A 13060-nucleotide genomic window follows, 5' to 3' on the forward strand; every position below is an offset into this window, starting at 1 on the left:
CGAGGCGGTTGGTCTGATGGACCGACATGGCCGAGCTGCGGGTTAGGGCAGTGCTGTTGGCTAGGCCAACGCCCCCGCCGGGTGCGCATTTACTGTAGCACCTTTGAAGTCGACGGCCAGCATGAGGGACTCCCAGCGAGTCGCCGGATGCGCCGCGACGACCGCCGCCGCCTCGAGCCTCTGGGCGGGGTCGCTGCACAGCACGAGGATCGACGGCCCGGCCCCCGACACGACGGCGGCGAGGCCGTGCGAGCGCAATTCGGTGATGAGCGAATCGGTGCCGGGCATCGCCGCGGCGCGGTAGCTCTGATGCAATCGGTCCTCCGTCGCCGCGAGCAGCAGTTCCGGACTCTGGATGAGCGCGGCGATGAGGAGCGCGGAGCGGGAGACGTTGAAGATCGCGTCTTCGTGTGGCACCGACGCCGGTCGGAGGCTGCGGGCGAGAGCGGTCGACATCGTGCTCTCCGGCACACAGATGAGCGGCGAGACACCGCGGTGCACCATGAGCTTCTTGTACTGCGGGCCGTCGACACCGGTCCACGCGATCGTCAAACCGCCGAAGAGGGCGGGGGCGACGTTGTCGGGGTGCCCCTCGAGATCGGTCGCGAGGGCGAGCAGGGCGCGGGAGTCGATGTCGACGATCGACTCGAGGAGGCCCTTGGCCGCCATGATGCCCGACACGATCGCCGCGCCGGACGACCCGAGTCCCCTCCCGTGCGGGATCGCGTTGCGCGCGACGAGATCGAGCCCCGGCGACGGAACCCCGTAGGCGTCGAAGACATGGCGGATGGCCCGAACGACGAGATTGTCGTCATCCGTCGGCACCTCTCCGGCACCGACACCGACGACCGTCACGGTCGACCCCGGCTCGTCACGCACGGTCACCGTGAGCTCGTCGTAGAGGGAGAGCGCGAGGCCGAGGGTGTCGAACCCCGGTCCGAGGTTCGCCGTCGTCGCGGGGACCTTGACGGTCACCGCGAGGCCGCGCGCGAGCGGCGAATCGGTCATGTCAGGCTGACACCTTCTGGAGGCCGAGGAGCCCGGCGATCGCCGCGGTGTCGACGGGGACGCTCGTGGGCGTGACGTCCGACCCGTCGGGCTGGCGCAGTGCCCACTGGGGGTCCTTAAGTCCGTGGCCGGTCACAGTCAGCACGACGCGGGAGCCCTTCGGGATCTCGCCGGCCTCGGATCGCTCGAGGAGACCCGCGACGCTGATCGCCGACGCGGGCTCGACGAAGATGCCGACCTCGGCCGAGAGGATGCGGTGCGCCTCGAGGATGCGCTCGTCGGTGATCGCGCCGAAGTAGCCGTCACTCGTGGCGTGGGCGTCGAGGGCGAGCTCCCACGACGCGGGGTTGCCGATGCGGATGGCCGTGGCGATCGTGTCGGGGTTCTTGACGACCTTGCCGAGCACGAGGGGTGCGCTGCCCGCGGCTTGGAAGCCGAACATGCGCGGGAGCTTGGTCGAGGCGCCGCGAGCGAGGTCTTCGCTGTAGCCGCGGTAGTAGGCGGTGTAATTGCCGGCGTTGCCGACGGGGACGATGTGGAAGTCGGGTGCGTCACCGAGAACCTCGACGACCTCGAACGCCGCGGTCTTCTGGCCGGCGATGCGGTCGGGGTTGACCGAGTTGACGAGGTGCACGGGGTAGTTGAGGGCGAGGTCGCGGGCGATCTCGAGGCAGTCGTCGAAGTTGCCCTGCACCTGCAGGATCTCGGCGTTGTGCGCGACGGCCTGGCTGAGCTTGCCCATCGCGATGTTGCCCTCGGGAACGAGCACGACGGACGTGATCCCCGCGTGCGTCGCGTAGGCGGCGGCCGACGCGGAGGTGTTGCCCGTCGACGCGCAGATCACGGCTTTCGCCCCGTGCTCGACGGCCTTGGAGATCGCCATCGTCATGCCGCGGTCTTTGAACGACCCCGTGGGGTTCATCCCCTCGAACTTGACCCAGACATCCGCTCCCGTGCGCGCCGAGAGTGCCGCCGCGGGAATCAGGGGGGTTCCGCCCTCACCGAGCGTCACGATGGGCGTCGCGTCGGTGATGTCGAGGCGGTCGGCGTACTCGCGGAGCACACCCTTCCACTGGCGGCTGTGCGGTGCGCCCTCGGGCGGCGTGGAGTGCATCACTCGGATCCCTCGACTCGTAGAACGGATGTGACGGAACTGACGACCCCGCTCGCGTCGATCGCGAGCACGGTCGCCGAGAGATCGGCTTCTGACGCCTCGTGGGTTCCGATCACCAGGGTAGCGCCGGGCGCCCCCTCGGTTTCTCCCGTGACGGGGTCGGGGCCGACGACGCTCTGCTCGACGGTCTCGATCGAGACGCCGTGCTCGCTGAAGAGAGTCGCGATCGCCGCGAGCACCCCCGGCTGATCGACGACCCTGAGGCTGATCTGGTAGCGCGTCGTGACGCTCGAGATGGGGAACACCGGGAGGTCGGCGTGGGTCGACTCGGCGACGCCGGGGCCGCCGATGACGTGGCGCCTGGCGGCCGAGACGAGGTCGCCGAGCACGGCCGAGGCCGTCTCGATTCCGCCTGCGCCGGCACCGTAGAACATGAGATCCCCCGCGGCCTCGGCCTCGATGAAGACGGCGTTCTTCGCACCGTGCACGGCGGCGAGAGGGTGCGAGCGGGGCACGAGAGCCGGGTAGACGCGAGCGCTCACGCCCTCCGTGCCACTCTCGCGGTCGGTGACCCTCTCGGCGATCGCGAGGAGTTTGACGACGTAGCCGGCCGCGCGGGCGGCATCGACCTGGGCGGCGGTGACCTTCGTGATGCCCTCGCGGTAGACCCGGTCGATGGGCACGGTCGTGTGGAACGCGAGGCTCGCGAGGATCGCGGCCTTCTGCGCGGCGTCGTAACCCTCGATGTCCGCCGTGGGGTCCGCTTCGGCGTAGCCGAGCTCGGTCGCGGTCGCGAGCGCCGACTCGAGACTGTCGCCCGAGGTGTCCATGCGGTCGAGGATGAAGTTGGTCGTGCCGTTGACGATGCCCATGATGCGCTTGATGCGGTCGCCCGCGAGGCTGTCGCGCAGCGGACGGATGATGGGTATGGCCGCGGCGACGGCAGCCTCGTAGTAGAGCTGGGCTCCGACCTGCTCGGCCGCCTCGAAGAGTTCGGGACCGTGCGTCGCGAGCAGCGCCTTGTTGGCCGTGATGACGTCGGCTCCCGAACTGAGCGCCTTGAGGATGTAGCTCCGTGCGGGTTCGAGGCCGCCCATGAGCTCGATGACGATGTCGGCTCCGACGATGAGGCCCTCGGCGTCGGTCGTGAGCAGGTCGCGGGGGATGTCGGCGGTGCGGGGGGCGTCGACGTCACGCACGGCGACCCCGACGAGCTCGAGTCCCGCGCCGGAGCGCTGAGCGAGCTCGTCACCGTGCTTCTGCAGGAGCGACGCCACTTGGGCGCCGACCGAACCGGCACCGAGCAGGGCGACGCGGAGGTTGCGGTATTCGATCATTCGGTTCCATTCTTCGCGGCGGTCTCGGTGGCGCGCTCCCCCGACGGGGGCGGCGCGTCGAGACCGGCATCTCGGGAGAGCACATCGGCTTCGGTCTCCCCGCGCACGATCACGCGGGCGGCACCGTCGCGCACGGCGACGACGGCGGGGCGACCGACGAAGTTGTAGTTGCTCGCGAGCGACCAGCAGTAGGCGCCGGTCGCGGGCACGGCGAGGAGGTCACCGGGCGCGACATCGCCCGGGAGGTAGTCGGCGAGCACGACGACGTCACCGCTCTCGCAGTGTTTGCCGACGACGCGCACGAGAGCCGGGTCGGCCGCCGATTCACGGTCCGCGACGCGCACGGAGTAGTCGGCGCCGTAGAGCGCGGTGCGCGCGTTGTCGCTCATACCCCCGTCGACGCTCACATATCGACGCGCCGTCGGAACCGCCTCGGTCTCGGGCGCTGCGGCGGCGCCGGCATCCTCGGATTCGACGGTGACCCCGACGTCTTTGATCGTGCCGACGCTGTAGAGCGTGAACGTCGACGGCCCCACGATCGCGCGACCGGGCTCGATCGCGATGGCCGGAACAGGGATGCCGCGCGCGCGACACTCGGCTCCGACGATGTCGGCGAGTCCCGAGGCGAGCACGTCGAACCCCGGTGCCTCATCGGCGCTCGTGTAGGCGATGCCGAACCCGCCCCCGAGGTTGAGTTCGGGAACGGGGCCGTCGGCGAGCAGCCCCGCGTGGACGTCGAGGAGGCGGCGTGCCGCCTCGGCGAAACCGTCTACCCCGAAGATCTGCGACCCGATGTGGGAGTGCAGCCCGAGGAAGTCGAGCTGGGGGTGCGAGCGGATGCGTGCGACGACCGCGGGGGCATCGGCGAGGGTGATCCCGAACTTCTGGTCTTCGCGCGCCGTCGCGAGGTAGTCGTGGGTCGCCGCGTGCACTCCGCTGTTGACACGAACGCGCACCGATTGAACCCGGCCGGCTCGAGCGGCGGCCGACGCGACGCGCTCGATCTCGAGCAGGCTGTCGATGACGATGACGCCCATGCCCGCATCGACCGCCCGCTCGATCTCGGCGATCGACTTGTTGTTGCCGTGGAACCCGAGGCGCTCGGCGGGGACCCCCGCGGCGAGGGCCACGGCGAGCTCCCCTCCCGTGCACACGTCGATGTTGAGTCCCGCCTCGACGACCCATCTCGCGACCTCGACCGAGAGGAAGGCCTTGGCGGCGTAGTAGACCTTGACGTCGGCACCCCACCGTGCGAACTCCCGCTCGAAGGTCGTGCGCACGCTCGAGGCGCGGTCGCGCACATCCGCCTCGTCGCACACGAAGAGGGGGGTGCCGTAGGTCTCGGCGAGCTCGCGCGCACCGACCCCCGCGACGGTGATCTCGCCGCCGCGGCGCTCGACGTTCGACGACCACACGGCGGGGTCGAGCGCGTTGGCATCGGAGGGGTGGGCGAGCCACGGCGGGGCGAGCGGACTAGCGGCCACGGAGCACCTCACGATGGATCGACGGCGGAACGGAGCCGGCCGCGGTGTCGCGGTCGAGCCCTGGGAAGTGTATCCGCACCCTCATCACTACTCCGGGCATGTGCCGGTCGTCGCGAGGGCGTCTTCGGTGAGAACGACACCGTCGGCGGTGAGCGCGAGGTCGACGACACCGTCGCCCACGGTCACGTCATCGAGCACGACGCTCTCGGGCAGCGACGCCGCGATGCAGAACGAGCGGGTCTCGGTGAGCCCGTCGGCCGCCGCCCCGAACAACTGGCCGACCTCGGCGAGCCCCACGACACCACCGTTGACCGACACGGTCGTGGGGGTGAAGTCGATCGCGCCATCACTCGCCCCCGGAACGAGGCCGAGGCCGAGCGGGATCTCGAGTCCGAAGACGTCGATGGTCGCCGAGACGAGAATCTCGCCGTCACCGATCTCGACCGAATCCACGGGAAGAGTGGTGAGGGTCGCGGTCAGTGCGGCGACGGCCGCCTCATCGGTCGTGATGACCGCGTCGACCGTGTCGACGGGCTGCGACGTGTCGATCGGCACTCCCTCGGCCACGATCCTCGCCGAACCGACGAGACCGCCGAGGTCGACGCGATCGGTCGTCACGACGACGCGCTCGAGGTCGCCGACCGCCAACTGCTGCAGCGCCGAGAAACCCTCGACGTCGGCGTCGATCGCGACCGACTCGTCGACCTCGAGACTCGACCGCACCGACGACTCGATCTGCGACGCGATGAGCGACCTCGCGACGACATCCGCCGCGATGACCGCCGCGACGAGCACGACGACCACCACGAGGAGCGCGATGAGGCCGCGACGACGACGACGACGACGTCTCGGCGGTGCGGATGCGGCGGGACTCGCGTCGAACTCCCCCACGACTACATCCGCTCCGGGGCGCTGACGCCCAGGAGCGCGAGGCCGTTGCGGAGCACGACTCCCGTCGCGTCGCTGAGCCACAGGCGCGTGCGGTGCACGTCGCCCACGGCCTCGTCGCCGAGCGGGGTCACGCGGCACGCGTCGTACCAGCGGTGGTACGACCCCGCGAGCTCCTCGAGATAACGAGCGACCCGGTGCGGCTCGCGCAGCTCTGCGGACTGCGCGACGATGCGCGGGAACTCGGCGAGCAGGCCGAGCAGCGCGCTCTCGGTCGGGTGCACGAGGAGCGAGGCCTCGAACGCCGACCGGTCGACTCCCGAGGCCGCGGCGTTGCGCGCGACCGAGAAGGTGCGCGCGTGGGCGTACTGCACGTAGAAGACGGGGTTGTCGTTGGTCTTCTTGCGCAGCAGTTCGGGGTCGAGGGTGAGCGGCGAGTCGGCCGGATACCGCCCGAGGGAGTAGCGCAGAGCATCCGTTCCGAGCCAGGCCTGGAGGTCGTCGAGCTCGATGATGTTGCCCGCGCGCTTCGAGAGCCGCGCACCGTTGATGCTCACGAGCTGCCCGATGAGCACCTCGATGTCGCGATCCGGATCGTCACCCGCGGCGCCCGCGAGCGCTTTGAGCCTGTGGACGTAGCCGTGGTGGTCGGCGCCGAGGAGGTAGATCTTGTGCGCGAAGCCGCGATCGCCCTTGTCGAGGTAGTAGGCCGCGTCGGCGGCGAAATAGGTGAAGACGCCGTTTCCGCGGCGGATGACGCGGTCTTTGTCGTCACCGAAATCGGTCGTGCGCACCCACACCGCGTCGCCCTCGTCGAACACGTGCCCCTGGGCACGGAGGCGGTCTATGGCCCGGTCGATCGCGCTGAGGCCCTCGGCGTCGGGCGAGTGCAACTCGCGTTCGCTGAACCACACGTCGAAGTGCACGTTGAACCGCTCGAGGGACTGCTTGATCTCGCCCAGTTGCAATTGATAGCCGAGCTCGCGCGCGTCGGCGAGAGCCTCGGCGTCGTCGAGGTCGAGGAGGTCGGGCTGCACCTCGAGCACGCGCTCGGCGAGAGCGGCGATGTACGGCCCGGGGTAGCCGTCTTCGGGAGTCGGGAGACCGCGTGCCGCCGCGAGGATCGACGCCCCGAAGTTGTCCATCTGGTTGCCCGCGTCGTTGATGTAGAACTCGGTGGCCACCGTGGCTCCGGACGCCGCGAGAACTCGCGCGAGCGAGTCGCCGAGTGCCGCCCACCGCGTGTGGCCGATGTGCAGGGGTCCCGTGGGGTTCGCCGAGACGAACTCGAGGTTGATGCTCTGACCCGCGAGGGACTCGTTGCGGCCGTACTCGGTCGCGGCCTCGACGATCGTCTGGGCGAGCAGCCCGGCGGCGGCCGCGTCGAGCGTGAAGTTGATGAACCCCGGACCGGCGACATCGACGCCCGCGACCCCGTCGATCGCGCGCAGCTCCACCGCGAACTCCTCCGCGAGATCCCGGGGCGATACTCCGAGGGGCCTCGCCAGTTTCATCGCGATGTTCGACGACCAGTCTCCGTGGTCACGATTCTTCGGGCGCTCGAGAGTGACATCGGCGAGGGTCACATCGGGGGTCGTGTCGCTGCGCCTCGCGAGCACCGTCCCGATCGCGGCGAGAACATGGGTCGACAATTCGGCTGGGGTCACGATCGACCATTCTATCGTCGCCCGCCCGCGCGCCCTGCCGAGGGTCGGGGCGCCCCATGGGCGAAGATGAGGCTTCGGCCAACCACCGGAGGACACCATGGATCTCGCTCCCGCTCGCCTCGCGAAGGCGGCCGTCGTCTCGGCCGTCACGCTCGCTCTCGCGTCGTCCCTGAGCGGGTGCGCCTCACCCATCACGATCGTCGGACCCGTCGCGAGTCCGTCCCCGTCACCCTCGGCCTCGGCCTCCCCGACCCCGAGTCCGACCCCCTCGGAGCCGCCCGTCGAGGCGAGCCCCTCACCGACGCCCTCGCCCTCGGCCTCGGCGAGCGCGCCATGGGCTCCCGTCGCGGTCGGATGTCTCGATCTCGTGTCTCTCGACACCATGTACCAGTTCGACCCCAACTTCGCCCTGCAACCCGACGCCTCACCCGCCGGCGGGTCGCCGCAGGCCACCGCTGCCTCGAACGGCGGAGTGTATTGCGGTTGGGTGCAGTCGACGAGTGGCGCCCTCATCGAGATCTCTGCGGCGTCGCCCGATGCGGCAGCCGTTGCCGAGCTCGAGTCGCGCGCCGGCGATCCCGTCGGCGAGGGCACCTACTTCTCGGTCGTCGACGGCGCGGGTGTCGTGCAGGTCTTCACAGGCGGCTCGTGGGCCGTGCTCTCGTCAAGCTACTTCGGCTCGGTCGCCGACGCGCAACCGCTCACCGATTCGGTCGTCGCCGGGCTCGGGTAGAAGCGCCCCGACTCGAAGCGACCCGATCCCGCCGTCGCGTCAGCCGAGCTGCACGAGGGATCGCACGTCGTCGACCGGTAGCTCGTCGGCGACGGCGAGCACCGTCATCTCGGTGAGATAGAGATCGGCCCAGTGGTTGGTGAGGAACGCCGTGTCTGCCGCATCGCGGCCGGTCGAGATGCGCACGAGACTCTGCCTGGGCGCGAGAGCGGTTGCGTCGACGATGTTCCAGCGACCGTCGACGTAGGCCTCGCACACCGCGTGGAAGTCCATCGGGTCGAGACCCGGGGCGTACACCGCGACCATGCGGGCGGGGATGTCGAGCGCGCGCAAGAGGGCGATCACGAGATGGGCGTAGTCGCGGCACACCCCGCGGCGGGCGAGCAGCGTCTGCTCGGCGCCATCCGTCGGGAGGCTCGATCCGGGAACGTAGCGGAGGCGGCTGCCCACCCACGACCCGACGGCGTCGAGCAGCGCGAGCCCCGAGAGGCCGGCGAACTCCGACCTCGCGGTCGGGGTGAGGCTGTCCGACTCGCAATAGCGACTCGGGCGCAAGTAGACGATCTGGTCGAGCTCGCTCTCGTCACTCAGCCCCGACGTTGTCGGATCCGGCGCTCCCGTCGTCTCGGCGCGATAGTCGACCGTCATGGTGCCGGCGTCGGCGACGAGTCGGTGCAGCCTCGTGCCGTGGCGGTCGACGATCTCGGTCGGCTCGACACGGCGACCGTCGAGAACGATGTCGAGGCTCTCGCTCGACAGGGTGTTGGTCTGCGCTACGGCGAGACTGAACACCATGTTGGTGCGCCCGCGGATGTCGAGCTGGAGGTGGGCGGAGACAGAGCGCAACATGGTCCGATAGTGCCACGAGATCGTGTCGGCCTCGTTACGTCGGCGGGAGCCGGACACTCTGTCCGGGCGCGCCGTTACGAGCACCATCGCGCGGGCGGTCGGGCCGCGCGCGGGCTGGTAACCTGTATCTCGCTCCGGGCCCCCATAGCTCAGGGGATAGAGCACTGCCCTCCGGAGGCAGGGGCGGAGGTTCGAATCCTCCTGGGGGCACACTATGCGCACTCGCGCCACGTCAGCCGAGCTGCGGTGAGCACTCCCATCGGCCCTGGTCTGACGCCCGTCAGGCCGTGGACGGTCGGCGCGGGTCGCCGTAACGCGAGCGCCAGGCATCCCGGTGTGCGGTGACAGTCTCGACGACGCGCGTCGGCGGGCCTGCGAACAGCATGGGTGAGAATGTGAGGTCGAAGCCCCCCGACTGTTCTCGCGCCCACGCGAGCTGCGCGGCCATCCCCTCGCTCGCATCGGGAAGCGACCCGAGCGCGCCGGAACCGCGACCGCGCGCGAACGACCGTGACGCGACTCCGAAGAGGCGCGCGCCCGAGGAGAAACGCAGCGCCCGCGTGACCTCGGCCTCGCTGAGCGAATCGATGTAGGCGTCGGGAGAGCTGAGGCGGATGCCGATGACCGTCGTGCCCGCGGTCGAGCCGAGCCCGACGTCGTCGACATCAGACCACGGCACGAATCCTCCCGACACGGGGCGCAGCCCGTCGGGTGTGAGCGTCAGAACGGTTCTCCGCCGCACAGACTGCACGCCGAGTGCGAGCCCGCCGAGCCCGAAGAACACAATCGCGGCGGCTGCGGCGACGATCTCGACGATCCCCGGGTCGGCTCGCAGGATCGCGAATCCGATCAGCACGAACACCCCGCACACGACGAGCATGAGTGCTGTCTTCAGCCACGACCCCCCGAGGGTCACCGTGGGAAGCTCGGCGGAATCACGATCGTCGCGGGCGAAACTCATGATGGAGGTCTCTCACTCTGCCCCTCACGCTGGTCTGCGGGCGGATCATGGGCGTCGGTGACCCACTATGGCATCCCCGCGTGCACCGCTCGGGTCAGCGCGCTTCGATCACGCGAGCCGAGACCACGATGACGACCTCGTCGCGATTCGGGTGCACGAGGGACGCGAGCCGGCCGAGCTCGGCGGCGACCGCCGCGAGCACGGCCGGGGCCGGCGTGAGGATGTCGGTCGCCACGTGCGCGGTGAGGGTGACGGACCCGGGCGCGCGCGCGACGTCGATGAGCCCGGGTGGGCCGGGCGCATCCGTCGTCACCGCATCCACGACGACCGCGAGGGGCGTGCGCGCCGCGAAGACGTCGACGACGCCGGGAACCTCGCGGACGGCCGCCGTCAGTCGCCTCGAGAGGTCGTCGCTCACGATGCCCCTCCCGCGTAGATGTCGTCGATGACCACGTCGATCGACTCGACCGTCAACTCGGTGTGCTCGGCGAGTGCCGCCCCGACGAGACCGCGCAATCGCTCGGCGACCGCGTCGAGATTCGATCCGAACCTCGCCGCCGCCGTCACCGTGACCGCGACCGGGGCCCCGGGTGTCGTGACGTCACCGTCGAACCTCGTCGAACCGAGGATGACACCGTCGGTCGAATCACCCACACGACGGATGAGTCCCTGCACCGCGGCTTCCGTCACCGTCAACCGAACCGTCGCGTCCGGGTGACCGACGGGGATCTCCCGACCACCCGAGACCTCCCCCCTGATCGAGTCGAGCAGCCCCGAGATCCACGAGTCGTCCCGATGCGGATCGGCGACGGCATCCCGCTCGAGCGATGCCCACGCCGCCGCGTGGACGCTCTCGAGGGCGTTGAGGGCGAGTCGGCACTCCGGCGAGGCCTCGATCGCCGCATCGCGCGGAGTGCGGCCCCGGAGCAGATAGTCGCTCAGGTCGTCGAGGCTGTAGCCGTCGATCGACTCGTCGGGCTCGGGAGAGACATCGCTCGCGGTCTCGTCGTTCGAGGCCTGGTCGTTCGTGATTCGGTCGTCGGAGGGTGTCATCGCCATGCCTCCATCTCGTGAAGCAGAAACTTGCGCGCTCGAGCGATAGATCCCCGCACCGTCGAGACCGAGAGACCGAGCGCCTCCGCGATCTCGGCGTACGAGTGTCCGCCGGTCTCGCGGAGCAGCCAACACTGTCGCTGCTCGGTGGGGAGCTTGTCCAGTGCGAGCCAGACGGCGTCGAGCTGCAACCTAGCCTCGACCACGCGCTCGGGACCGTGCGCGTGCGACGTCGTCGGAGTCCACGCCCCGATCGAGTCGTGGTCGCGACGGGAGCGCAACCGATCCATGCTCTTGTTGCTCACGATCGTCATGAGCCAGCCGCGCACCTGACCAGGCGACTCCAGATCGCCGAGCCGCCTCCAGGCGGTCAGGAAGGCGTCCTGCACGATGTCGTCTGCTTCGGGATCCCCCGCGAGAAGTCGGGCGGCGTAGGCCCTCATGAGGGGTCCGTGGCGCCGAGCGAGCACCTCGAAGGCGTCGATGTCCCCGTCTCGGGCCCGAGCAACGAGGGTCGCATCGCCCGCGTCGACGAGAGGGTCGGAATGGCTCACGACGACCTCCTCTCGAGACATCGAGGCGGGTCACCTCGATCTCCCCTGGGTACCACGAGCCGTCGCGGGGGGACGCGGCGCTGGCCGATTGTCGAAGACGCCTCGAGAGGGCGACGGATGCCTCTGGCCCTCGTTTTGGGGGTCGGCCGCGGCCTTCTCCGGCCCAACCCTTCTCACGACGGCGACGAAACAGATACGACGACTGAGGGATTTTGTGACATCCGTGGGGCTCGACTCGTCCTACTAGTGGCGCCCTCGTGTTCTCACCCGAGCGGACAGGGGCGCTGGGAAAGAAGGAAAGCAATGTCACAGCACACACCACAGCCGTCACGAGCGGCCCGATGACCGCCCTGGCCGGACCGAACAGGTCTGCAGACGAGGTCGGCACCGTCGAATCGAACGACGTCGCGTCGGAGATCGCCCGAGCCCGCTACCACCGGTTCGAGTCGACGGCGACCGACTTCGACGAAGCCTGCGCGAGCTACGAGTCGATCTTCACCGGTCGGCACTTCCGAGGGTCACCCGTCGACGGCGCGTTCGCCTTCCGCTACGCCTCGATGGGCGACGCGAACATGACGCTCCGCACGTCGACCTTCCCGGGGCAGCTCCGAGGAGAGATCCCGCACCTCGCCGACTACGTCGTGACGTGGTTCCGCGAGGGGCTCAGTCACGTGTCCCACCGGCACGGCGACCACGCGAGCTCAAGATCCGACCCGTTCCTGCTCCCGACGGAGCGGCCGTTCGACTTCGAGTTCTCGCCCCACCGGGTGAATCTCATCCACGTGACGCCGTCGTTCCTCGAAGACACCGCGACCGAACGACACGGTGGTCCGTCGCAAGCGATCGTCTTCGATCACACGGTGCATCCGACGGAATCGGCGGTGCAGTCCTGGCGACGAGACCTCGGAGGGGCGATGTCGTCGCTCGCGAGCGCCGCGTCCTCACCGCTCCTGAGACTGTCGGCACAGCTCGCGCTCGTGCGATCGATACTGACCCTCTTCCCCTGGCGCGCGATGGAGATCCCTCAGGCCATCAGAACGTGGCGCACCGCACGCGTGCGTGACGCCGTCGAGTTCATCCACGAGCACGCGCACGAACCGATCAGTCCCGCGGACATCGCCCGCGCGGCTCACGTTCACACGCGCACTCTGCAGATGGCCATGTCGACCCATCTGGGGGTGTCTCCCGCGGCATACGTGAGGCAGGTCCGCCTCGACCGCGTGCGCACCGAACTCGCGGAATCCGCCCCTCGGGACACCTTCGTCTCCGATGTCGCCGCCCGTTGGGGCTTCGGCAACCTCGGCCGTTTCTCGGCGGCATACGTGACGCGATTCGGGGAGTATCCCCGCACGACCCTCGCCCGATGAGGCGCCTGCCGGCTGCTGTCCGTTTAGTGAGCAGACAGATCAGAA

13 protein-coding genes and 1 tRNA gene are annotated in these 13060 nt (G+C 69.5%); 3 read left to right on the forward strand and 11 right to left on the reverse strand.

Annotated features, from left to right (window positions below):
- Window positions 1–60: 60 nt before the first annotated feature.
- The 6 genes from thrB to ACLHG5_RS06040 form a co-directional block, all read right to left on the reverse strand.
- Complete coding sequence (gene thrB / locus ACLHG5_RS06015) at window positions 61–1008, reverse strand: homoserine kinase (RefSeq protein WP_411318118.1); 948 nt, start codon at window positions 1006–1008, stop codon at window positions 61–63.
- A 1-nt stretch (window position 1009) separates the two neighbouring features.
- Window positions 1010–2122, reverse strand: coding sequence for a threonine synthase (gene thrC, locus ACLHG5_RS06020; RefSeq protein ID WP_411315058.1), 1113 nt, complete (start codon window positions 2120–2122; stop codon window positions 1010–1012).
- Complete coding sequence (locus ACLHG5_RS06025) at window positions 2122–3459, reverse strand: homoserine dehydrogenase (protein ID WP_411318119.1); 1338 nt, start codon at window positions 3457–3459, stop codon at window positions 2122–2124. Before ACLHG5_RS06025 ends, thrC begins: the two co-directional genes overlap by 1 nt.
- Window positions 3456–4943: a diaminopimelate decarboxylase gene (lysA, locus tag ACLHG5_RS06030; protein WP_411315056.1), complete on the reverse strand. Its 1488-nt coding sequence runs from the start codon at window positions 4941–4943 to the stop codon at window positions 3456–3458. The genes ACLHG5_RS06025 and lysA overlap by 4 nt, the downstream gene beginning before the upstream one ends.
- A gap of 87 nt (window positions 4944–5030) precedes the next feature.
- Window positions 5031–5834, reverse strand: a complete 804-nt coding sequence (locus ACLHG5_RS06035) for an LmeA family phospholipid-binding protein (protein ID WP_411318120.1) — start codon at window positions 5832–5834, stop codon at window positions 5031–5033.
- Window positions 5835–5836: 2 nt separating this feature from the next.
- Entirely contained in the window at window positions 5837–7498 is a 1662-nt protein-coding gene (locus ACLHG5_RS06040) for an arginine--tRNA ligase (protein WP_411315054.1), read from the reverse strand.
- A gap of 97 nt (window positions 7499–7595) precedes the next feature.
- On the opposite strand from ACLHG5_RS06040, the gene ACLHG5_RS06045 reads away from it, so the two are divergent.
- Entirely contained in the window at window positions 7596–8231 is a 636-nt protein-coding gene (locus ACLHG5_RS06045) for an arginyl-tRNA synthetase (RefSeq protein ID WP_411315053.1), read from the forward strand.
- A gap of 39 nt (window positions 8232–8270) precedes the next feature.
- On the opposite strand, the gene ACLHG5_RS06050 is transcribed toward ACLHG5_RS06045, so the two are convergent.
- A complete protein-coding gene (locus ACLHG5_RS06050; protein ID WP_411315052.1) occupies window positions 8271–9080 on the reverse strand; it encodes a transglutaminase-like domain-containing protein in 810 nt (269 codons plus the stop codon).
- Window positions 9081–9218: 138 nt separating this feature from the next.
- Here ACLHG5_RS06050 and ACLHG5_RS06055 point away from each other — a divergent pair.
- Window positions 9219–9290, forward strand: a tRNA-Arg gene (locus ACLHG5_RS06055).
- A 70-nt stretch (window positions 9291–9360) separates the two neighbouring features.
- Here ACLHG5_RS06055 and ACLHG5_RS06060 read toward each other — a convergent pair.
- From ACLHG5_RS06060 to ACLHG5_RS06075, 4 genes are all read right to left on the reverse strand, one after another.
- The gene (locus ACLHG5_RS06060) at window positions 9361–10041 is read right to left on the reverse strand and encodes an STM3941 family protein (protein ID WP_411315051.1); all 681 of its coding nucleotides are present in this window, start codon (window positions 10039–10041) and stop codon (window positions 9361–9363) included.
- A 94-nt stretch (window positions 10042–10135) separates the two neighbouring features.
- On the reverse strand, window positions 10136–10459 hold the full coding sequence (locus tag ACLHG5_RS06065) for a hypothetical protein (RefSeq protein WP_411318121.1): 324 nt from the start codon (window positions 10457–10459) through the stop codon (window positions 10136–10138).
- Entirely contained in the window at window positions 10456–11100 is a 645-nt protein-coding gene (locus ACLHG5_RS06070; RefSeq protein WP_411318122.1) for a hypothetical protein, read from the reverse strand. The genes ACLHG5_RS06065 and ACLHG5_RS06070 overlap by 4 nt, the downstream gene beginning before the upstream one ends.
- Window positions 11091–11648, reverse strand: coding sequence for an RNA polymerase sigma factor (locus tag ACLHG5_RS06075; RefSeq protein ID WP_411315048.1), 558 nt, complete (start codon window positions 11646–11648; stop codon window positions 11091–11093). The genes ACLHG5_RS06070 and ACLHG5_RS06075 overlap by 10 nt, the downstream gene beginning before the upstream one ends.
- Window positions 11649–11989: 341 nt before the next feature.
- On the opposite strand from ACLHG5_RS06075, the gene ACLHG5_RS06080 reads away from it, so the two are divergent.
- A complete protein-coding gene (locus ACLHG5_RS06080) occupies window positions 11990–13015 on the forward strand; it encodes a helix-turn-helix domain-containing protein (protein WP_411318123.1) in 1026 nt (341 codons plus the stop codon).
- Window positions 13016–13060 lie beyond the last annotated feature (45 nt).

The sequence above is a fragment of the Marisediminicola sp. LYQ85 genome (assembly GCF_046600695.1).
In the GTDB taxonomy this organism is placed as follows: Bacteria; Actinomycetota; Actinomycetes; order Actinomycetales; family Microbacteriaceae; genus Marisediminicola.

Bases quoted from the DNA above. Each gene is read 5' to 3' on its own strand.
- thrB (WP_411318118.1), bottom strand. From the start codon at position 1,008: ATGACCGATTCGCCGCTCGCGCGCGGCCTCGCGGTGACCGTCAAGGTC.
- thrC (WP_411315058.1), bottom strand. From the start codon at position 2,122: ATGCACTCCACGCCGCCCGAGGGCGCACCGCACAGCCGCCAGTGGAAG.
- ACLHG5_RS06025 (WP_411318119.1), bottom strand. From the start codon at position 3,459: ATGATCGAATACCGCAACCTCCGCGTCGCCCTGCTCGGTGCCGGTTCG.
- ACLHG5_RS06045 (WP_411315053.1), top strand. From the start codon at position 7,596: ATGGATCTCGCTCCCGCTCGCCTCGCGAAGGCGGCCGTCGTCTCGGCC.
- ACLHG5_RS06050 (WP_411315052.1), bottom strand. From the start codon at position 9,080: ATGTTGCGCTCTGTCTCCGCCCACCTCCAGCTCGACATCCGCGGGCGC.
- ACLHG5_RS06060 (WP_411315051.1), bottom strand. From the start codon at position 10,041: ATGAGTTTCGCCCGCGACGATCGTGATTCCGCCGAGCTTCCCACGGTG.
- ACLHG5_RS06070 (WP_411318122.1), bottom strand. From the start codon at position 11,100: ATGGCGATGACACCCTCCGACGACCGAATCACGAACGACCAGGCCTCG.
- ACLHG5_RS06080 (WP_411318123.1), top strand. From the start codon at position 11,990: ATGACCGCCCTGGCCGGACCGAACAGGTCTGCAGACGAGGTCGGCACC.